Raw genomic sequence first — 18,316 nt, forward strand, 5'->3', positions numbered from 1 at the left:
CCTTGCAGGATAAGGCTTGCGGGGGGCTTTAGCACCTTTTTTGTTACTTATGCCCGAATCTCTTCACCGAATACTTGGCGCCACAGTGCAGCCACTTGTTCGTAGTGTTCGCGCAGGGTGTCGTCTACTTGTACTGCGCCGGCGCCGTGCAGCTGCTGGCGGTGTTGTACTTGGCGGTAGTGGCGGTAGGCGGCGGCGGTGCGCGCGGCGGCATCTTGGCTGAGCAGGCCGCGGCGGGCGGCCATATCGAGCAGGGCGATGTTGCCGTAGTTTTCCAACAGCTCGGGATACTGCCGGGCATGGAGCAGTACGAAGAATTGCACGATGAATTCCACGTCCACCACGCCGCCGCGGGCGTATTTCACGTTGTCTTCGCGGGCGGGGTGGGTGGGCAGCATTTTGCTGCGCATTTGGGCGACTTCCTGCCGCAGCGGGTTTTCTTCGCGCGGCAGGCTGAGGATTTGGCGGCGGACGGCTTCAAATTTGCGACCCACTTCGGGGCTGCCGGCCACGAAACGGGCCCTGCTGAGGGCTTGGTGTTCCCAGATCCAGGCGTTTTCGTGCTGGTATTTGGCGAAGGCTTCGAGGCTGTGGGCTTGGAAGCCGCTGTCGCCGTTGGGGCGCAGGCGCAGGTCGGTTTGGTAGAGGCTGCCGGCGCCGGTGTTGCCGGAGAGCCAGGTGGTGAGGCGGCGGGCGTATTTGCTGTAGATGTCGGCGGCTTCGGGCGCGCTGTCGTCATACAGATACACCAAATCCAAATCGGAGCCGTAGGCCAGCTCTTTGCCGCCGAGCTTGCCGTAGCCGATGATGGCGAAGCGGGGGATGGGGCGGTGGGTTTTGGGCATGGCCTGCCATACTTGCCACATGGTGTGTTCGAGCAGGATGTCGGCCAAGTAGGAGAGCTGGTCGCTCAGGGCTTCGAGCGGCCAGAGGCCGGCCAAATCCTGCACGGCCAGGCGGAAGGTTTGGGCGTGTTTGAAGCGGCGCAGCACGTCCATTTTGGCTTCGGGGTCGCCGGCGGCTTGGAGGCTACCTGAAAGCGTGCCGATGAATTGCGGCCAGTTGGGGTGTTCCATTAATTGGGCGGACAATAATTCGTCCAGCAGCACGGGGTGTTGCTGCAAATATTCGGCCAGCCAGGGGCTTTGCGCCATGAGTTCGGCCACTTGGGCGAGCGCGGCGGGGTATTCCTGCAAAAAGGCGAGATAGGCGGAGCGGCGGCTAATGCTGTCGAGAAAGTCGAGCAGGCGCGGCAGGGCGGCTTCGGGGCGGCTGCTTTCGGCGGCGGCGGCCACCACGCGCGGCAGCACGGCGTCGAAACGCTGCTGGGCGCGGGCCGACAAATGCCGATAGCGGCTGCTGCTGCGGATATGCGCCAGCCGCTCGGCAGCTTCGGGCGCGTTGGCAAAGCCCAAATCGGCCAGCTGCGCCGTCCATTCGGCAGCTGCGGCATCGTCTTGCCACAGCCCGGCCAGCGGCTGTTCGGCCTCGCTATCGCTCTCTTCGGGGCTGCTCAAGGTTTGGTTGAACTGGGCGCTTACCTGGGCGCGTTGTGCGTTGAGGCTACCTGAAAATTCTTCGTAATCGGCAAAGCCCATGCTTTCGGCCAACAGCTGCTGCTGTTCGGGGTTTTCAGGTAGCGTTTGGGTTTGCTGGTCGTCCCAGTATTGCAGGCGGTGTTCGAGGCGGCGCAGGAAGCGGTAGGCTTCGAGCAGCCGGGCGGCAGCTTCGGGCGCGAGGATGCCGGCTTCGGCCAGCGCGGCCAGCGTTTCCTGCGTGCCTTTGAGCTGGAGGCTGCGGTTTTGCCCGCCGCGAATCATCTGGAACACCTGCGCGATAAATTCTACTTCGCGGATGCCGCCCGCACCGAGCTTGATGTTGCCGGCCATGCCTTTTTTGCTCACTTCGCTGCGGATTTGGCGGTGCAGCCCGCGCAGGGCTTCGTAGGCGCCGTAGTCCAGATATTTGCGGAACACGAAGGGCTGCACCACGCTGCGGATGCCGTTGGCGTGCGGCGTGACCACGCGGCCTTTGCACCAGGCATAACGCTCCCACTCGCGCCCCTGCGCCACCAAATACTGCTCCAGTGCGGTTTCGCTCAACACCAGCGCGCCGCTGTCGCCGTCGGGGCGCAGGCGCATATCGATGCGGAACACTTGGCCGTCGGCGGTGATGTCGTTCAACAGCGCAATCAGCTTCTGCCCCACCTTGGTAAAAAATTCCTGATTGCTGCGGCTGCGCCGCCCGTCGGTTTCGCCCGATTCGGGATAGACAAAAATCAAATCCAAATCAGACGACACGTTTAATTCAAACCCGCCCGCCTTGCCCATGGCCACCACGCTCAAATGCTGCGCCGCGCCGCTATAGCGGCCGATGGGCGTGCCGTAGAGCGCGGTGTAGTGCGCCTCGGCAAAAGCGAGCGCGGTGTGCACCGCAAAATCGGCCAGATGCGTGATGGAAGCCGTTACTTCCGCCAGCTCGGCCGCGCCGCACAAATCGCGCACCATAATCTGCGCGAGCACATAACGGCGCAGCAGCCGCAACTGCCGCGCCAACTCGGCCTCATCCGCCGCTGCCGCGATGTCTGCCCACGGTGCGAAGCCGGCCAAATCCTGCGGCTGCAAAGGCTGCGCGAGCATAGGCTGCAAACGTGCAACATCGATTTGCCCGCCATCCAGCTGGCGCGACAGCCAAAGGGAAAAACGGCGGGCATGGGCAATCATATCGGCAGGCATGGGGGATTCCTTGTGTGCGGTGGGTGGAACAGTTCAAACGGGCAGATTATAGGCTACCTGAAGCTTTCAGGTAGCCTGAGATTGAGTAGATTAAGAATGGAGGGGCAGATTCGGCATGGCTGCCAGCTAAAACAGGCTTTCCTGCCGGGCGTTGGTTTCCGGTGTTTCGGGCTGCGCCAGCATATAAGTGCGCACAAAGTTGAAGAAATCTTCGCTGATTTCAAAATGGCCGTAGCGCAGCCGGGCGGCATATTTTTTCCATTCCGGATGCGTGCGGATAACGGCAATCGGGCATTCGCGCCGGATTTCGGCATAGGCCACGTTGCGGCGGAAGGGGATAAAGCTTGCGCTCATCTGAAACGGGTAGGCCTGGTCGTCGGTAATCTGCCCGAGTGCGGTGAAGGCTTGCAGTTTGTCGTGGCCGTCCAAGCGGATTTTCGGGCTGTAGTAGAGCAGCCAATCGCCGCGTTGCATACGGTTGAGCGGCGCGGCCTTGCCGTGGCACACTTGGCAGAAGCCGCCTGCCACGCCGCGCAGGACGTGCTCTTTGGAAACCGTGCCGATCCAGTATTTCATGGGCGTCCTTTTCAGATGGGTTTCAGGTAGCCTTTAGGCTGTTGGTAGAAGGCTACCTGAAAATTTATTTTGCCGGTTTGGGCAGGAATACCGATAACACGAAAGCCGCCGTTGCGCCGAAACCCAAAAACAACAAGTTATCAGACGAACCAGACAGGTCGAACATGACGGCCTGACAGATGACCGACAGCAGGGCGCCTGCTGCCGTTACGGCAGCGATGCCGGGCAGGTTGCGCTTCAGGCGCAGCAGCATGGCCAAGAGGCCGGTGAGGAAGGCGGGGATGCCGCCAACCCAGTAACCGGCCAGGAAGAATTTTGGCATGTTTCTGAAAAACTGATTTGAGGGAGGTAGTGGCTCAGACGCGATAACATGGAACTCCACTATGAGGAACAGTATGAGCGACACTATGCCCAAGGGCGGGCCGAACAGGCTGTAAATAATCAACACCCGCCACGAATACGGCGGTTTGGAGGCGGAGGGGCGGTTGCCCGGTTTGGTTTCTTCAATCATTTCTTTCCTCGTACGGGCTACCTGAAGATTATGCGGCGAACGTGGCGTGGGCGGAATGGTATAAGCTGGAATTTATGCTCATAATGGTTTTCAGGTAGCCTGCAGGGAGTATGTAGGCAGCGAGTACCCGTCCTAACTTGCTGTCATGGATGACGCAATATATTGTAATTGGTTTACTAAATATTTTAGTTTATTTGCCTGCTCTATATTGTTATAGATGTTTTCTTGTTGTTCTAAACAATGCCAAAGATATAACAGCATATCAATAAATACGTTCACAAGTTTTTTAGGAATGCAGTCGTTATCCTGATATTCTTCTTTGACAACCAATAAAGAATTTATCAGGTTATCGCAGTCATCATCAGTAATCCCTTCCCTTGTCATTGCCCTAAATGAAATATCAAGATAAGAATCAATAAATATATCTATACTATCCATTTTATTTCCTTGTATATCTAGACAAGCATAGTGAGTTTAGGGCGGATATTTATACCAATACAGTCTTTAGATAGCTTTGGGGTAGAGTGTCGGATTCAAGAATCTGATCTACGGCTGCGCTTTTTCAGGTAGCCTTTCCCTGCCTGCTATGCCGCTATTTGCCTGGCGCAGCAGGCTTTTTCTCGGCTTCTGGCGTGTCGCTGGGCGGGAAGAACAGGCTTTTGGGTTTTTGTTTCACCAGCGAGATGGTGCTGCCGATGATTTGCAGCGGGTTGTCCAGTACGGCGTCGCGCGAGCGCAGGGCCACCCACAGGGTGATGGAGAAGCTCACCAGCAGGTTCACCGCGCCGATGAGCAGCACCATCAATAAATAGGCGGCGAAAGAGAAGAAGCCGATGTCGCCGCTCACGGCGGCGTAGCCCAGGTTGGCGGAGGAGAAGGCAACGTGGCGGATGTCGAGCGGCAGGCCGGTGAGGTGGCCGAGGTAGCCGGTCATGCCGAGGAGCCAGCCGAAGCAGAAGTTGCCCATGATGGCGCCGTAGTGGTGGTGGATGTAATCGGCCAAACGCTGCCGCCAGGCGGCGGGCAGGATGCGTTTGAGCAGGGGGTGTTCGCGCAGGCGCAGCTTGAGGTTGAGGTAGTCGGCGCGGTTGTCGAAGAAGCCGGCGATGATGCCGGAGCAAAACAGCCACACGCCGGCGATGGCGGCAAACAAGAGCGCGGGGGTGCTGAACACGACGAGGGATTTGAGCTGGTAGGCGGTGGTGGCCGTATCCAGCAGGGGGCTGCCGAAATGGTGGGCGAAGGCGTGGCTGATGAAAACGGCCAGCAGTACAGACACGATGACGTTGCCAAACACGGCCACGCCCTGCGAGCGGATTACGTCAATCAATAGCTGGGCGAGCTTCTGGTTCACAGCACGACCGCTGCTACTGCGTTCCACGGCTTGGGCGAAGCGGGCGGCGGTCATGGCGGGTTGTTTGGTGGCCACGGTGAAGTGCAGCATGTGGATAAGCACGAAGCCGATGCCGTAGTTGAGGCTGGCGAGCACGGCGTGGTAGAGGTGGCTGCCGGGCAGGCTGCTAATGTGGATTTTGATCAGCGCCATCAGGGCGATGAGCACGCCGCCGCCGGCTGCGGAGCGCAGCATGCTCCAGTATTCGCTGCGGTTGCGGGTGATGTAGTGTTCGCCGTGGCGGCTGGAATTTTGGCTGATGCTGCGGGCGAGCATTTTCACGTTGCTGCGCCACAAGGGCATGATGCGCCGCTGCGCCACCACGGCCACGGCGATTTCGTTGGCCAGGAGCAGGGTGCGCAGCAGGCTTTGGGTGCGGTTGCGCGCGGCAAACAGCGCCATGAGCCGTTCCATGCGGGTGAGGGTTTGCTGGAGGCGTTGCAATAGGTGTGCCACGGCCATGGAAGAGCCGGCGCCGGCACCGGTACCTTTGCGTTGCAGGCGTTCGATGAGGGTGCGGCATTGCGCCAGCATCACGTCTAAATGGCCGGCATCGTAGGTGGTGCGGGAGCCGGGTTGGCGGCTGCGCTGAAAATCGAGCCAGTCGGACACTTCGCGCATCAGGCTGACAAAGGGCGAATCCACATCGAGCAGCCTGGGCTCGAGGCGGATCAGGTCGTGGTCGAGGTCTTCGGCGGCCACCCATATGGAAAGCATTTCCACGGCATACAGGCTTTCGTCGCGCAGGTGGCGGCCGCACATTTCGCGCACGGCGGGCTCGGTTTGCCGCTGGATGGTGCTCAGGAGGCGCAGCCAGGCGGAAAGCGGGATGGCGGCGAGCCATTCGCCGTCGTTGCTGCCGCAAAACAGCAGCGAGAGCACGTCGCGCAAGTCGTTGCAGTCTTTATAGGCAGGGTTGAGGCGCTCGTAGAGGCGGTGGCGGAATTCGTGGCTGAAACCGGAGCGGGAGAAAATGCCGATGGTGATCAGGGTGGGATACACGCGCACGCTGGAGAGCCAGCGGCACAGCAGGGTGGCGATGGTTTTGCCTTCGCCGCCTTCTTGCCGCAGGTGGCGGCACAAAATGCCGAACCGCACCGGCGCGCCTGCCGCGCCGCCTTGCCGCAGCCAAGTCACCACTGCCTGCAACACACCCAGCGCGTTGCCTTCGGCGGCGGCGCGGCTGATGGTTTCAGGTAGCGTGTGTTGTGGTTTGCGTGTGAACATGGGCTTCCTTTTTGTTGCTCCGGCCAGAGCCGGCAGCGGAGGTGCGAAAAAACTGCGGCCACCTTTTCAGGTAGCCTCACGAAAAAAGGGGGAGCGATTGTAACAGATTGCGGTTTGAGGGCAAAAATGCGGGCTGGGGAATGGGGAAGAGGGAGTTGGTTGCAACTTGATTAGTAAGTGGTTTGTAGTTTTCAGGTAGCCTCTAGACATGATTAAAGGCTACCTGAAACTTCATGCCAAAGGCGCTGTGGGTTGCCGGGGCTTTTGGTTTTTCAGGTAGCCTTTATCGGTATGGCGTCAGGCTACCTGAAAAATGGTTTTAGGGCTTTCAGGTAGCCTTTGCGGTTAATGGCTTTTGGCTTTGAATTCCTGCAAATGCCGGCTGCCGGCCAGCCAGGCGCCGGCCATGCCCAGGCCGCACACCACGGCGATAATCACGGCCATTTCCCAGCCGTGGAAGAAGCGCCAGTCTAAGTTCAGGCCGTAGGGGCTGAAAATGCGGTCCACCAGCGGGCGGGTGCTGCGCATCAGCCAGCCGCACAGCACCAGGCTCAAGGCGGAAGACAGTACGCCCTGCCATAAGGCCTGATAGAGGAAGGGGCGGCGGATGAAGGAAGCGGGCGCGCCCAACAGCTTGGTGATTTCGATTTCTTCGCGCCGGCTGAGGATTTGCAGGCGGCTGGTGTTATACGCCACCAACACCAGCGCCGTGCCCAGCGTGATCACCAAAAAGCGGAACACCTGATGCACAAATTCGTTGATTTGGAACAGGGTTTGCATCCATTCGGCATCCATTTGCACGCTCTCGGCCTTGGGCAGCGCGGCCAAATCGGCCCGCAGGGCGGTTTGCTCTTCGGGGGTGGCGCCGTCTTTGGGCGTGATCACGAAGGCGTCGGGCAGCGGGTTGGCATCGAGCATCGACACCAAATCCTGCCCCTGAAACGCCTGCTGCAGCTCGGCCATGCCCTGTTGTTTGCTCACGTATTCGGCTTTTTCGATGCGGCTGTCTTCCGCCAGCTTGGCGCGGATGGCGGCGATGTCGGCCTCGGCGGCTTCGGGCGTGAGGTAGATCGTCATCTGCGGGGCTTGGTTGAGCCGGCCGAGCACTTCGGTGCTGCTTTGCACGCCCAAATAGAGCATCAGCGGCAAGGTCATGGCGGCGGCCAGCATCAGCAGCACCAGCAATGTGCCCAAGGGCTGGCGCACGAGGCGGGCAAAGGCCTGGCCGGCGGCTTCCAAATGCAGCGAGAGATAGTGTTTCATGCGGCAAACCTGCCTTCCTGCAAACGCAAAATGCGGTGGCCGTAGTCGGCCATCAGGGTTTCGTCGTGGGCGGCCACGATGACGGTGGTGCCGGCTTCGTGGAAGGTTTTGAAGAGCTCCATAATATCGAGCGCGTAGGCGCGGTCGAGGTTGGCGGAAGGCTCGTCGGCAATCAACAGCCCGGGTTGGTGCACCACGGCGCGGGCAATGCACAGGCGCTGCTGCTCGCCGCCGGACAGGGTGATCGGATCGGCCGTTTCGCGCCCGCCCAAGCCCACTTTTTCAATGGCGATGCGGGCGCGTTTTTCGGCGGTTGCTCGGTCGTAGCCGATGATGCGCAGCGGCAGCAATACGTTTTGCAGCACATTGCGGTTGAACAGGATTTTGTGGTCTTGAAATACTAAGCCGATGTGCTGGCGCAGATAGCCCAGACGGCTGTCGTTGAGCGTGCCGAGGTCTTGGTTGTTCATCCACACTTTGCCGGAAGTGGGCTTGGTGATGCCGGCAATCAGCTTGAGCACGGTGGATTTGCCCGCGCCGGAATGCCCGGCCACGAAAATCATCTCGCCCTTGCTGATTTTGAAGCTGACGTTTTGCAGGGCGTGGAAGCCGCCGGGATAGGTTTTGGAAACTTGTTCGAAACGGATCATGATGTGAGCTTGGGAGTGAATGGGTTTCAGGTAGCCTTTTGGAAAACGCCGTTTGAGGCTACCTGAAAACAGACTGCAGATTATACGGCAATTCCTGCCAGCCCAACACCAAGCGGCAGCGCAGAAATGGTATCATCCGCGCTTTATTATCTTGGAAGAGCTGCCATGACTGCCTGGCCCACCCCCGATTTCGAACGCAAAATCTGCCCGCCCGAGGCGTTGGCCGGGAAATTGGCCGAGCTGCCGCGCCCATTGGTGTTCACCAACGGCTGCTTCGACATCCTGCACCGCGGCCACGTTACCTACCTCGCCCAAGCCCGCGCGCTCGGCGCGGCGATGGTGCTCGCGCTCAACACCGATGCTTCCGTGCGCCGCTTGGGTAAAGGCAGCGACCGCCCCATCAATCCGCTGGCCAACCGCGCTGCCGTGGCCGCCTCGCTGGCGAGCGTGGATTTGGTGACTTGGTTCGATAGCGACACTCCCGCCGAACTCATCGAATTGGTGCGCCCCGATATCTTGGTGAAAGGCGGCGACTGGCTACCTGAAAACATCGTCGGCGCTGCCGGAACCTTGGCGCGCGGCGGCCAAGTGTATTCCATTCCCTTCCTGCACCAAACTTCCACCACCCAAACCCTGGCCAAAATCCGTGCCGCGGAGCAAGGTTCATGATGCAGGCCGTGCACTGGCAGCTGCTGGCCGCTTTGGCAGACGGCCGGCCGCACCACGTTACCGAGCTGGCGCGCCGCATCGGCCGCAAGCCGCCGCAGCTCAACGCGCTCTGGCAGCAAGTGCCGCCGCACATCCGCGGCCTGCTGCGCCAGCAAGACGGCCGCTGGCGGCTGGTGCGCCCGCTGGCGATTTTGGATAACGCCGTTTTGCAACAGCAGGCCGCAGCCGCCGGCTGGCAAGCCGAACTGTTGCACGAGCACCCTTCCAGCAACAGCTACCTCATCGCCCAAGCCAAAGCAGGCAGCCAGATCTACCGTCGCATCGCGTTTGTGCACGATCAAACCAAAGGCCGCGGCCGCCAGGGGCGCAGTTGGCAGAGCCGCATCGGCGAATGCTTAATGTTCAGCGCCGGCTGGTGTTTTTCCCGCCCGCCGGCCGAGCTGGGCGGCCTCACGCTTGCCGCCGCGCTGGCTTGCTGCCGCGTGCTGCGCGATTTGGGCGTGCCCGCGCAGATTAAATGGCCGAACGATTTGGTGATCGGCGGCGAAAAGCTCGGCGGCATCCTCACCGAAACCGTGCGCTGCAACGGCCAAACTGCGGTTGTGATCGGCATCGGCATCAATTTTGTGCAGCCCAAAGCCGTGGCCGATGCCGAAGCCGTGCAGGGCAGTGCGCCCAATATCGCCGTAAGCCGCCTCACCGAACGCCTGCTGCCCGAGTTGGCGGATACTTTCGAGCAGTTCGACCGCGAAGGCCTCTCCCTTTTCCTCGCGGGCTACCACGCCTGCCACCGCGACCAAAACCAGCCCGTTCGCCTGCTGCGCGACGGACAAACCCTGCTGCAAGGCACAGCCTTGGGTGTAGATGAGGGTGGTGCGCTGCGTATTCTCGATGCCGAAGGCACGGAACATCATGTAGTGAGCGGCGAAATCAGCTTGCGCCCGCTGCACAGCCAAAATGCCGCCACGCCCGATGGCAAACAAGACAAAATGCTGCTGCTCGATGCCGGCAATAGCAAACTCAAATGGGCATGGGTGGAAAACGGCCGCATCACGGCGGCAGACAAAGCCGCCTATTGGAATCTCGAGCCGCTTGCCCACAGCTGGCAGCAGCATGGCGGCGAACATGTGCGCATCATCGGCTCGGCAGTGTGCGGCGAAGCCAAGCAGCAGGCCGTGGCCGAACAGCTCGGCCGCGAGCCGGAATGGCTCGGCTCCATGCCGCAGGCCTTGGGCATCCGCAACCACTACCGCCGCGTGAGCGAACACGGTGCCGACCGCTGGTTCAACATCCTCGGCAGCCGCCTTTTCACCGAACACGCCTGCGTGGTGGTGAGCTGCGGCACCGCCGTAACCATCGACGCCCTCACCGCCGACAATCATTATTTGGGCGGCAGCATTATGCCCGGCTTCAACCTGATGAAAGAGGCAATGGCGCAACATACCGCCAATCTCAACCGCCCCACCGGCCGTGCCTACCCCTTTGGCACCACCACCGCCAACGCCATGGCCGGCGGCATGCTCGATGCCATCTGCGGCGCGGTTTTGCTGATGCATACTCGATTGCAGCAGAAACACCCCGGCCAAATCGTGGCCGTGATCATCACCGGTGGCGGTGCCGCCAAGGTAAAACAAGGGCTACCTGAACAATTTGCTTTGGACAACCCCATTCAAATTGTGGATAATCTCGTGCTTCACGGATTACTCAACTGGGCTGCACAAACATGAAGTGGCTGTTTGCCGTTTTGGTGGCATTAAACATCATCGTTTTCGGCGGGATGCTGGTAACGCGCATGGCGCAACAACAGCAGCCCGCGCCCGTTGCGCAGCCGCAACAGCCGCAGCCCACCACCGTAGTGGTGCATGCTGCGCCCGCCCAGCCCGCCGACCCGCAGCAGTCGGCCACGCCTGTGCTGCCGGCAGATGCCAACCGCCCCCGCACTGCGCCTGCCGCCCCCGGCCGCCCTAATACTGCAGCCAAGCCCGCTGGTGAAGCCCAGCCCAAGCCCACCCCAGAAAGCGGCATTCGCGCCCCCAACACCGCCTGCACCGCCGTGGCCGTGTTGCCGGAAGACGACTATCATCGTATCAAAGGTCTGCTCGCCCGCTGGCCGCACGCCGCCACCCGCGTGGTGGAGCGCCGCCGCGATTCCGGCCGCCCCCAGCGTGGCAGCGAACGCTACCAAGTGAGCGTAACCATTGAAGGCGATGTGCAGGAATTTACCGCCAAAGTGCGTTCGCAGGGTTTCCGTAACGCCAGCGTCGCCGGCGGCCGCATGAGCCTCGGCTCGTTTAGCAGCGAACAGCAGGCTGAGCAAACTGCTGCCAGAGCCCGCCAAGCCGGCCTTAATCCGCAAATCATCCGTACCGGCTCAAGCGGCGGCGAACAATCTGCCGAATTGGGCGAATCCAAAATGCAGATAACGTTTATGAACGTAGACGATAATGCCGCCGCCGGCATCAGCAGCGTTATCAGCCGCTACTCCCACCTGCGCCGTGCACCTTGTCGGAAATAAACGGTTTGAGCGAATAAGCCAAAGGCTACCTGAAAGTTTCAGGTAGCCTTTTATCTTGTATGGTTGCTCCGGGTGGGATGAAGCAAGCCGCTGTCGCATTATCTCGATTAGGCGGCGATAAAAAACCTTGAATTGCCAATGGATAGCACTTATCATTGCCGCTTTTATCGCTGAAGCAATTATTTCTCCTCATCAGGCGGCGAGCCGCAGGCAGTACGAATTGTACGGCAGGCAAGCCGACACAATAGGTAGAAATCAGTGCTCCAGCCATGCAAAACACATCTGAAAAAGGAAACCAATTATGGCATACCAACTGCCCGCACTGCCCTACGCCTACGACGCGCTAGAGCCGCATTTCGATGCGCAAACTATGGAAATCCACCACAGCAAGCACCATCAGGCCTATGTAAATAACGCCAATGCCGTGTTGGCCAACCTGCCTGAGTGGGAAAAACTGTCTGCTGAAGAGCTGATCGCCCGTTTGGCCGAGCTGCCCGAAAATGTGCGCACCCCGCTGCGCAACAACGCCGGCGGCCACGCCAACCACAGCCTGTTTTGGCAAATCCTGAAAACCGGCACCACCCTACAAGGCAAGCTCAAAGCCGCCATCGAGCGCGATTTCGGCAGCATGGAAGCCTTCCAGGCCGAGTTTGAAAAAGCCGCTGCCACCCGTTTCGGTTCAGGCTGGGCTTGGTTGGTGTATGAAGACGGCAAGCTCAAAGTCGTTTCTACCGCCAACCAAGACTCCCCGCTGATGGGTCAGGCCGCATCCGGCGCATCCGGCTACCCGATTATCGGCTTGGACGTGTGGGAACACGCCTACTACCTGAAATTCCAAAACCGCCGCCCCGACTACATCAAAGCCTTCTGGCAAGTAGTCAACTGGGACGAAGCCGCCCGCCGTTTTGAAAGCGTGGCCGCCTAAGCGCCTGCCTTATGAAACAGGCTACCTGAAAGCCCGTTCGGCATTTTCAGGTAGCCTTTTCCAATCACTTAGCAAATATTAATCAATAAAATGGCAACACTCAGCAACGAAGACATCCGCCGCTTCAAACAACAAGCCCATCAACTGCGCCCCACCGTGCTCATCGGCAAGCAAGGGCTCACCGAGGCTGTTATCAAAGAAACCGACACCCGCCTTACCGCCCGCGAGTTGATCAAAGTGCAAGTGGCCGGCGACGACAGGCAGGAGCGCATCGCCATCGCCGAAGCCCTTTGCGCCGCCACCGGCGCCGAACTGGTACAGCACATCGGTAAACAGCTGGTGCTGTGGCGGCCGAAGCCCGAAGAAAAAGAGTAGGGTGGCTGCGCATTTTTTCATGTAGGGCAGGCCAAAGCTGTATCGGTGTTGGTTGATTTGTTATTCCGCAATATAATCCGATTTCAAACAGCATCTTGCCAAACCGGCATATTGCAGTATAATGCCGCCTTTCCTGCGGACGTGGCGAAATTGGTAGACGCACCAGATTTAGGTTCTGGCGCCGAGAGGTGTGAGAGTTCGAGTCTCTCCGTCCGCACCATCAAACAAAAACAGCCCAATTTTTCGGGCTGTTTTTTTACGTCTAACGCCATCCAATGCAATTAGCCAAATCCAATACAGGTAAGGCTTTCAGGCTGATTCAAGCTATCCTTTCTCTTTCCTTGCTAAGCTAATCCCGTCTAATGCCGTCTAATTGAATTGCCCCTTTTATGGGGGTATGATTGGGGGTATCCAGAAAATACCCTCAAAAATATACCCCCAGAATGCCCCTGAACGACCGCCAAATCAAGAACGCGAAACCTACCGGCACAGGAAAGAAAGCCAAGCTGTTTGACGGTGGTGGCCTGTATCTGGAAGTTACCCCGGCAGGTGGCAAAATCTTCCGCCTGAAATACCGTATCGATGGTAAAGAAAAAACGCTGACTATCGGCAAGTATCCTGCCGTTTCGCTTTCCGAAGCGAGGCAGGAGGCAGAGAACGCCCGCCGCCTGCTTTCAAGCGGACAAGACCCCGCCACCGCCAAGCAACAGGCCAAACAGGAAAGGCAGGCGGCCTTGCTGAATACCTTTGCCGCCCTTACCCGCCGCTGGCACGCCGACAATCTGCACCGCTGGAAGCCGAACCATGCAGAGCGCATCATGCGTTATTTTGAAACTGACGTTTTCCCGCTGATTGGAGAAATACCGATAGACAGCATCACGGTAGGGCAAATCAAACAAGTTTTAGACCGTATCACAGCGCGGGGCGTGAGCAACACCGCCGAAAAAGTAAGGGAATGGATAGGTGCGGTTTTCGATTATGCGGCCATGCTGGAAGTAACCGACCGCAACCCCGCCCGTGCATTGCGCAAATACATTGCCAAACAACCGCCCAAAAACCGTGCAGCCCTGCCGCGTGAAGAACTGACCGAGTTTTACCGCCGCCTGATACTGGCCGAGATTGACCCAGCAAATAAAATCGCCCTATTGCTGCTGATGCTGGTGTTTGTACGTAATACCGAACTACGCGGCGGACAATGGGCAGAAGTAGATTTTGCCGCAGCGCAATGGGTTATTCCCGCCGAACGTATGAAGCACGAGAAGACCGCCCCCAAGCCGCCGCACACCGTGCCGCTTTCCGATTGGGCGTTGGAGCTGTTGCGGGAGCTGCAAGACTTAACCGGCAATACCCCCTATCTGTTCCCCAGCCGTACCAAACAAAACGGCCATATCAGCGAAAACACCCTAGGCAAAATCATGAACGGCATGGGCTATAAGGGCATTGCCACCCCGCACGGCTTCCGCAGCTTGGCAAGCAGCATACTGAACGAGCAGGGCTACAACCCCGACGCCATCGAACGCCAGCTAGCCCACGTTGAAGAAAATCGGATTAAGGCCGCCTACAATCGGGCGGAATATCTGGCCGAGCAACGGGAGATGATGCAATGGTATTCAGACTATCTGCGGGAGCGATACCGCCAAGCCCAAGCCTTGATTGAAACAGGCGGTGTTACCTGAAAAACAAGACGCCAGCAGGCGGGCTGGTGTTTTATTTCGCTTCGCATTATCCTTAATCCAGCCTAATGCTGTATAACGCCGTATTGTGTAGATAGCGGCAAGACAACGGAAACAAACGAACAAAAGGAGAACACCATGCCAGTCATCGTCACAGACAACGCACTAGAGGCGCTGCGAAGCCTGAATTATCCCGATACCGCCGCCGATATAGAGCTGGAAATTCCCCCACGCAGCAAAGCGCAACGCCCGCCCGTGGATTTTGCGGAGGCTTCCCGGCTTGAACCTATTTCAAGCTACCTGAAAATTATTTTTGGATAGGGTTTGGAATGGGCTTTATTTCCTCTGAAATCAACAAAGAGCATGACAAATATATTTTGTTGGGAGATATTATCCGATTAGTTGGAATATTAGAGGGAGGTACTTGCAGCTTGCAAGAGATAGCAACCTTTTTGCTTAACAAATACGAAGATAACTGCTTTGACGATAATTGTTTTGATTATGTTGATAAACTTGCATTTAGAAGGCGAGCTGGAAGATATATACCTATTGATGAAACTAGGTATCTATACAAATTCCTTTGTCTTGTTCTCCGATATGACCGACTTGATTATTTTGACTCTGTAAAAGAACCATTAATCGCAAAGGAGTATAAAAAATATCGGTATATTTGCTTAGAGAAAGCAAAAGTAGTCAACTTTTTACAAAATATATGTGTGCTGCCATACTTACCAGTGGGAGCAGATAAGACTAGCCGCGTATCACAGGCAAAAATAAAGCGAGAAGTTCCGGATAGTTTCGAGCAGATAAATGACAGGACAACATTTCTCAATCTCATTTATGTTATGAAAGAAACTTTGATTGATAAAGGAATATTTCCAAACCAAGCAGCAGTTATCGAATATATTGTAAATGAATTTGATGAACCGGGATTATCTGAAAGTAACCTAAAAGCCAAATTTGCCGAGGCAAACCGCCGACACACAATTAAAGGCTGATGACCTGCGCTGTACTTCTGACTAGACCAAGATTAGACCGTAAAAAGTCTAACTGTACTGAAGCCGCCCACGAGGCGGCTTATTCTTTGCCCCGTTATCCAACAACAGCTAACGAGGTATCAAACCATGCAACAAAGCATCATCCGCCCCAAACAAGCCGCCGCCCTGTTCGGCGTTTCCCTCTCCACCCTTTGGAACTGGAACAACCCCAAGCACCGGCTATACCGCCCCGACTTTCCCAAACCCTTCAAAGTTTCCGCCAATACCACCGGCTGGCTGCAATCCGAGATTGACGGCTACATCTGCAAGCTGGCCGAGAACCGCTAGGGAGGCAGGCCATGCAAAACAAAAACCGCCCGAACGCCAAGCATCCGAACGGCCAAACAAAGGGAATTACCACTACCCGCCATTCTACCATCCCTACGCAAAACCAGCGCATCCTCTCCGCCCTGCAGAGCGGGCAAAGCCTGACCGCCTACGATATGCACCAAATGGGCATCATGGGCTGCAACGCCCGCATCTGCGAACTGCGGCAGGCGGGGCACAACATCATCTGCATCATGGAACGGACAAGAAACCAGTTCGGCCAAACCGTGAAACGCGGGCGTTACTGGTTAATGCCGGAGGGCAGGGCATGAACATCCTCAAACTGGACTACCAAGGCCTGCCCGTCCATGCCAACCGCGAAGCATGGTTTAACGCCACCGGGATAGCCGAGCAACACGGTAAACGGCTGGATAACTTCTTCAGCCTGAAACGCACGCAGCAATACATTCAGGCATTGGCCAAACGGAAAGGTTTAATTCCCTGCGATTCAAGGGAATTAAAAACTCCCTTCAACCCTGCCGACTATCCCGCCCTAATCCAAACCCGAAGAGGGCGGTACAACAGCGGAACATGGTTGCATCCCGACCTGATGATATGTTTTGCCCGCTTTATCAGCTTGGACTTTGAAATATGGGTAGACCAAACCATCAAAGCCCTGCTGATAGACGGCAAAGACTGGCAACCCGCCCGCAAGGAGGCCGCAGACGGTTACCGCCTAATGAGCGAAGTTATCCATGAAGTCAATCTTGCAGGCGGCGGCACGGCCAGCCGTTTCAGCTACATGAACGAAGCACGGCGCATCAACCGGGCATTAACCGGCAAATGGGGCGGGCTAGACCGCAACAGCCTGACCACCGAACAACTGCGCACGCTTCGGCGGCTGGAAGTGAAGAATGCCGCGTTGTACATGATGGGCAAACCGGCACATGAAAGGGATTGTGAACTGGCCGCCATCGACAACCAACCCCAAGGAGCATTGCAATGAGCCAACCCCAGCACCCTTACCGCCACGGCTGCCCCATCTGCCATATCACGAAAACCCGCCTGCCATTCTGCATCCACCGCAAACACCAGCGCATCATCGCCATGATGGCGCTGTTCCGGTACGAGCGCGATTTAATCGAGCATCTGGCCGGAGAGCTTGGCGACTTGGCACAAGACTTTGCCGAGCCGCAACGCCACCGCCTCGCCGCCATCCTAGCCCACCATCTGGCCGAAGCAGACCACTACCTAGGCAAACTTGGCAGGCTGCTGAACAAGGCTACCTGAAACCGGAGAACTGCTATGCACAATAACCGCGAAACCATCGAAACCCGTATTTGCGAATTGCTGGCACAAGGCCACAGCCTGGCCGCCATCTGTCGCAGGAAGAACCTGCCCGCCCCCAGCACAATCTACAAATGGCTGGCCGAAAGCCCCGAATTTTCGGAGCGATACGCGCACGCGCGCGAACAACAGGCAGACTTCTACGCCGACGAAATCATCGAAATAGCCGACAACTGCCCGCCTGAAACCGGTGAAGTAGCGAAAGCCAAGTTGAAGATAGACGCCCGCAAATGGAAAGCCGCCCGCCTTGCCCCGAAAAAGTACAGCGATAAAACCGAACTAGACTTGAAATCGACAGACGGCAGCATGACCCCGATAAAGATAACCCGCGTCATCATCGACCCCAAGGAAACCCTTAGCAGGCTACCTGAAAATACCCAGCCGGAAATACAACCTTGCTTAAAAACAAAGGATTAGCCATGACCCCGAAACAAGAGCGCTTTGTCGGCCTGTATATAGAAACTGGCAACGCCAGCGAAGCCTACCGGCAGGCATACAACGCTGGAAAGATGAAAGCCGAGAGCATCAACCGCAAAGCCAAGGAACTGCTGGATAACGGCAAGATTGCGGCAAGAATCGCCAAATTGCAGGCAACGCACAGGAAACGGCACGAAATAACGGTAGATACCCTGCTTGCAGAATTGGAACAGGCACGGCACACCGCACAGGAGGGCGGCAGCGCTTCCGCCATGGTAGCCGCCACCATGGGCAAGGCAAAACTGCTTGGCTTGGACAAACCCCAGCCCGAGAACGCAACGGACAGCCCGCCCGTCATCATCGAGCTGGTAGCCCCGCAAACAGAGGAGCATTGGGAAACGCACTAAGCATCCCCTTTGCAAAAAAAGGACAAACATCATGAAATCTTATCCGCGCACTGCAAAACCCATCAAACCCTATCATTCGCCCAAGACTCCGAAAGCCTGCCTGCTGGCCGTGGGCTATTGCCGGCCTGAAAGCCCGCTGGTGTACGAATACCGACCCATCGGCCACTTCCCCACCAAAACCGCCGCCAAGCAGCGCATAGAGGAGCTGAAGCAGGAAGCACCCGATTTGCTGTTTCTGATACTGGAAACCAACCCGAGCAAACAGGCAGCCGTCTATCAGAAATTCGCCGCTGCCCTGAAAGCCTAGGCAGCATCCCGAAAAGGAGCAG

At 57.6% G+C, this 18,316-nt stretch carries 22 protein-coding genes and 1 tRNA gene; 16 read left to right on the forward strand and 7 right to left on the reverse strand.

From position 1 onward, the window contains the following. Positions 1–47: 47 nt before the first annotated feature. From glnE to ACO6EE_RS09600, 7 genes are all read right to left on the reverse strand, one after another. Positions 48–2,735: a bifunctional [glutamate--ammonia ligase]-adenylyl-L-tyrosine phosphorylase/[glutamate--ammonia-ligase] adenylyltransferase gene (gene glnE / locus ACO6EE_RS09570; RefSeq protein WP_485960791.1), complete on the reverse strand. Its 2,688-nt coding sequence runs from the start codon at positions 2,733–2,735 to the stop codon at positions 48–50. A 126-nt stretch (positions 2,736–2,861) separates the two neighbouring features. Beyond that, positions 2,862–3,311, reverse strand: a complete 450-nt coding sequence (locus ACO6EE_RS09575; protein WP_485960792.1) for an EVE domain-containing protein — start codon at positions 3,309–3,311, stop codon at positions 2,862–2,864. A 64-nt stretch (positions 3,312–3,375) separates the two neighbouring features. Next, complete coding sequence (locus ACO6EE_RS09580; protein WP_485960793.1) at positions 3,376–3,822, reverse strand: hypothetical protein; 447 nt, start codon at positions 3,820–3,822, stop codon at positions 3,376–3,378. Positions 3,823–3,954: 132 nt separating this feature from the next. Further along, positions 3,955–4,260, reverse strand: a complete 306-nt coding sequence (locus tag ACO6EE_RS09585; protein WP_485960794.1) for a hypothetical protein — start codon at positions 4,258–4,260, stop codon at positions 3,955–3,957. Positions 4,261–4,414: 154 nt separating this feature from the next. Beyond that, positions 4,415–6,442 (reverse strand): site-specific recombinase, encoded by a 2,028-nt coding sequence (locus tag ACO6EE_RS09590; RefSeq protein WP_485960795.1) that lies wholly within the window; start codon positions 6,440–6,442, stop codon positions 4,415–4,417. Positions 6,443–6,787: 345 nt separating this feature from the next. After that, complete coding sequence (ftsX, locus tag ACO6EE_RS09595) at positions 6,788–7,705, reverse strand: permease-like cell division protein FtsX (protein ID WP_485960796.1); 918 nt, start codon at positions 7,703–7,705, stop codon at positions 6,788–6,790. Continuing rightward, the gene (locus ACO6EE_RS09600; RefSeq protein ID WP_485960797.1) at positions 7,702–8,355 is read right to left on the reverse strand and encodes a cell division ATP-binding protein FtsE; all 654 of its coding nucleotides are present in this window, start codon (positions 8,353–8,355) and stop codon (positions 7,702–7,704) included. The genes ftsX and ACO6EE_RS09600 overlap by 4 nt, the downstream gene beginning before the upstream one ends. Before the next feature lie 165 nt (positions 8,356–8,520). On the opposite strand from ACO6EE_RS09600, the gene ACO6EE_RS09605 reads away from it, so the two are divergent. The 16 genes from ACO6EE_RS09605 (at position 8,521) to ACO6EE_RS09680 (ending at position 18,294) form a co-directional block, all read left to right on the forward strand. Then, the gene (locus ACO6EE_RS09605; RefSeq protein ID WP_485960798.1) at positions 8,521–9,024 is read left to right on the forward strand and encodes an adenylyltransferase/cytidyltransferase family protein; all 504 of its coding nucleotides are present in this window, start codon (positions 8,521–8,523) and stop codon (positions 9,022–9,024) included. Further along, positions 9,021–10,751 (forward strand): biotin--[acetyl-CoA-carboxylase] ligase, encoded by a 1,731-nt coding sequence (locus ACO6EE_RS09610; RefSeq protein ID WP_485960799.1) that lies wholly within the window; start codon positions 9,021–9,023, stop codon positions 10,749–10,751. The genes ACO6EE_RS09605 and ACO6EE_RS09610 overlap by 4 nt, the downstream gene beginning before the upstream one ends. Next, complete coding sequence (locus ACO6EE_RS09615) at positions 10,748–11,539, forward strand: SPOR domain-containing protein (RefSeq protein WP_485960800.1); 792 nt, start codon at positions 10,748–10,750, stop codon at positions 11,537–11,539. The genes ACO6EE_RS09610 and ACO6EE_RS09615 overlap by 4 nt, the downstream gene beginning before the upstream one ends. A 301-nt stretch (positions 11,540–11,840) precedes the next feature. After that, positions 11,841–12,464, forward strand: coding sequence for a superoxide dismutase [Mn] (sodA, locus tag ACO6EE_RS09620; protein ID WP_485960801.1), 624 nt, complete (start codon positions 11,841–11,843; stop codon positions 12,462–12,464). A gap of 90 nt (positions 12,465–12,554) precedes the next feature. Further along, positions 12,555–12,839, forward strand: coding sequence for a ribosome assembly RNA-binding protein YhbY (yhbY, locus tag ACO6EE_RS09625; RefSeq protein WP_003823765.1), 285 nt, complete (start codon positions 12,555–12,557; stop codon positions 12,837–12,839). 135 nt (positions 12,840–12,974) lie between these two features. Then, positions 12,975–13,059, forward strand: a tRNA-Leu gene (locus ACO6EE_RS09630). A 223-nt stretch (positions 13,060–13,282) separates the two neighbouring features. Then, positions 13,283–14,515 carry a tyrosine-type recombinase/integrase gene (locus ACO6EE_RS09635; protein WP_485960802.1) on the forward strand — a complete coding sequence of 411 codons (1,233 nt, stop codon included), beginning with the start codon at positions 13,283–13,285 and terminating at the stop codon, positions 14,513–14,515. 135 nt (positions 14,516–14,650) lie between these two features. Further along, on the forward strand, positions 14,651–14,833 hold the full coding sequence (locus ACO6EE_RS09640; protein ID WP_485960803.1) for a hypothetical protein: 183 nt from the start codon (positions 14,651–14,653) through the stop codon (positions 14,831–14,833). Between the two features lie 8 nt (positions 14,834–14,841). Then, positions 14,842–15,510 carry a hypothetical protein gene (locus ACO6EE_RS09645; protein WP_485960804.1) on the forward strand — a complete coding sequence of 223 codons (669 nt, stop codon included), beginning with the start codon at positions 14,842–14,844 and terminating at the stop codon, positions 15,508–15,510. A gap of 126 nt (positions 15,511–15,636) precedes the next feature. Continuing rightward, positions 15,637–15,837, forward strand: coding sequence for a helix-turn-helix transcriptional regulator (locus ACO6EE_RS09650; RefSeq protein WP_064086185.1), 201 nt, complete (start codon positions 15,637–15,639; stop codon positions 15,835–15,837). 11 nt (positions 15,838–15,848) lie between these two features. After that, positions 15,849–16,148, forward strand: a complete 300-nt coding sequence (locus ACO6EE_RS09655; protein ID WP_315539746.1) for a helix-turn-helix domain-containing protein — start codon at positions 15,849–15,851, stop codon at positions 16,146–16,148. Beyond that, positions 16,145–16,822 (forward strand): KilA-N domain-containing protein, encoded by a 678-nt coding sequence (locus ACO6EE_RS09660; RefSeq protein WP_485960805.1) that lies wholly within the window; start codon positions 16,145–16,147, stop codon positions 16,820–16,822. The genes ACO6EE_RS09655 and ACO6EE_RS09660 overlap by 4 nt, the downstream gene beginning before the upstream one ends. Beyond that, on the forward strand, positions 16,819–17,106 hold the full coding sequence (locus ACO6EE_RS09665; RefSeq protein ID WP_485960806.1) for a hypothetical protein: 288 nt from the start codon (positions 16,819–16,821) through the stop codon (positions 17,104–17,106). The genes ACO6EE_RS09660 and ACO6EE_RS09665 overlap by 4 nt, the downstream gene beginning before the upstream one ends. 15 nt (positions 17,107–17,121) lie before the next feature. Next, the gene (locus tag ACO6EE_RS09670; RefSeq protein WP_485960807.1) at positions 17,122–17,580 is read left to right on the forward strand and encodes a terminase small subunit-like protein; all 459 of its coding nucleotides are present in this window, start codon (positions 17,122–17,124) and stop codon (positions 17,578–17,580) included. Between the two features lie 2 nt (positions 17,581–17,582). Beyond that, positions 17,583–17,987, forward strand: coding sequence for a terminase small subunit (locus tag ACO6EE_RS09675; RefSeq protein ID WP_485960808.1), 405 nt, complete (start codon positions 17,583–17,585; stop codon positions 17,985–17,987). A gap of 31 nt (positions 17,988–18,018) precedes the next feature. Further along, positions 18,019–18,294 carry a hypothetical protein gene (locus tag ACO6EE_RS09680; RefSeq protein WP_485960809.1) on the forward strand — a complete coding sequence of 92 codons (276 nt, stop codon included), beginning with the start codon at positions 18,019–18,021 and terminating at the stop codon, positions 18,292–18,294. Positions 18,295–18,316 lie beyond the last annotated feature (22 nt).

The organism is Eikenella sp., from assembly GCF_057315495.1.

Excerpts from the sequence above, each read along its gene's own strand:
- ACO6EE_RS09580 (WP_485960793.1), bottom strand. The coding sequence starts at position 3,822 with ATGATTGAAGAAACCAAACCGGGCAACCGCCCCTCCGCCTCCAAACCG.
- ACO6EE_RS09635 (WP_485960802.1), top strand. The coding sequence starts at position 13,283 with ATGCCCCTGAACGACCGCCAAATCAAGAACGCGAAACCTACCGGCACA.
- ACO6EE_RS09655 (WP_315539746.1), top strand. The coding sequence starts at position 15,849 with ATGCAAAACAAAAACCGCCCGAACGCCAAGCATCCGAACGGCCAAACA.
- ACO6EE_RS09610 (WP_485960799.1), top strand. The coding sequence starts at position 9,021 with ATGATGCAGGCCGTGCACTGGCAGCTGCTGGCCGCTTTGGCAGACGGC.
- ftsX (WP_485960796.1), bottom strand. The coding sequence starts at position 7,705 with ATGAAACACTATCTCTCGCTGCATTTGGAAGCCGCCGGCCAGGCCTTT.
- ACO6EE_RS09650 (WP_064086185.1), top strand. The coding sequence starts at position 15,637 with ATGCAACAAAGCATCATCCGCCCCAAACAAGCCGCCGCCCTGTTCGGC.
- ACO6EE_RS09605 (WP_485960798.1), top strand. The coding sequence starts at position 8,521 with ATGACTGCCTGGCCCACCCCCGATTTCGAACGCAAAATCTGCCCGCCC.
- ACO6EE_RS09615 (WP_485960800.1), top strand. The coding sequence starts at position 10,748 with ATGAAGTGGCTGTTTGCCGTTTTGGTGGCATTAAACATCATCGTTTTC.
- ACO6EE_RS09665 (WP_485960806.1), top strand. The coding sequence starts at position 16,819 with ATGAGCCAACCCCAGCACCCTTACCGCCACGGCTGCCCCATCTGCCAT.
- yhbY (WP_003823765.1), top strand. The coding sequence starts at position 12,555 with ATGGCAACACTCAGCAACGAAGACATCCGCCGCTTCAAACAACAAGCC.
- ACO6EE_RS09575 (WP_485960792.1), bottom strand. The coding sequence starts at position 3,311 with ATGAAATACTGGATCGGCACGGTTTCCAAAGAGCACGTCCTGCGCGGC.
- ACO6EE_RS09680 (WP_485960809.1), top strand. The coding sequence starts at position 18,019 with ATGAAATCTTATCCGCGCACTGCAAAACCCATCAAACCCTATCATTCG.
- ACO6EE_RS09640 (WP_485960803.1), top strand. The coding sequence starts at position 14,651 with ATGCCAGTCATCGTCACAGACAACGCACTAGAGGCGCTGCGAAGCCTG.
- ACO6EE_RS09645 (WP_485960804.1), top strand. The coding sequence starts at position 14,842 with ATGGGCTTTATTTCCTCTGAAATCAACAAAGAGCATGACAAATATATT.
- ACO6EE_RS09585 (WP_485960794.1), bottom strand. The coding sequence starts at position 4,260 with ATGGATAGTATAGATATATTTATTGATTCTTATCTTGATATTTCATTT.
- ACO6EE_RS09675 (WP_485960808.1), top strand. The coding sequence starts at position 17,583 with ATGACCCCGAAACAAGAGCGCTTTGTCGGCCTGTATATAGAAACTGGC.
- ACO6EE_RS09590 (WP_485960795.1), bottom strand. The coding sequence starts at position 6,442 with ATGTTCACACGCAAACCACAACACACGCTACCTGAAACCATCAGCCGC.
- ACO6EE_RS09600 (WP_485960797.1), bottom strand. The coding sequence starts at position 8,355 with ATGATCCGTTTCGAACAAGTTTCCAAAACCTATCCCGGCGGCTTCCAC.
- ACO6EE_RS09660 (WP_485960805.1), top strand. The coding sequence starts at position 16,145 with ATGAACATCCTCAAACTGGACTACCAAGGCCTGCCCGTCCATGCCAAC.
- glnE (WP_485960791.1), bottom strand. The coding sequence starts at position 2,735 with ATGCCTGCCGATATGATTGCCCATGCCCGCCGTTTTTCCCTTTGGCTG.
- ACO6EE_RS09670 (WP_485960807.1), top strand. The coding sequence starts at position 17,122 with ATGCACAATAACCGCGAAACCATCGAAACCCGTATTTGCGAATTGCTG.
- sodA (WP_485960801.1), top strand. The coding sequence starts at position 11,841 with ATGGCATACCAACTGCCCGCACTGCCCTACGCCTACGACGCGCTAGAG.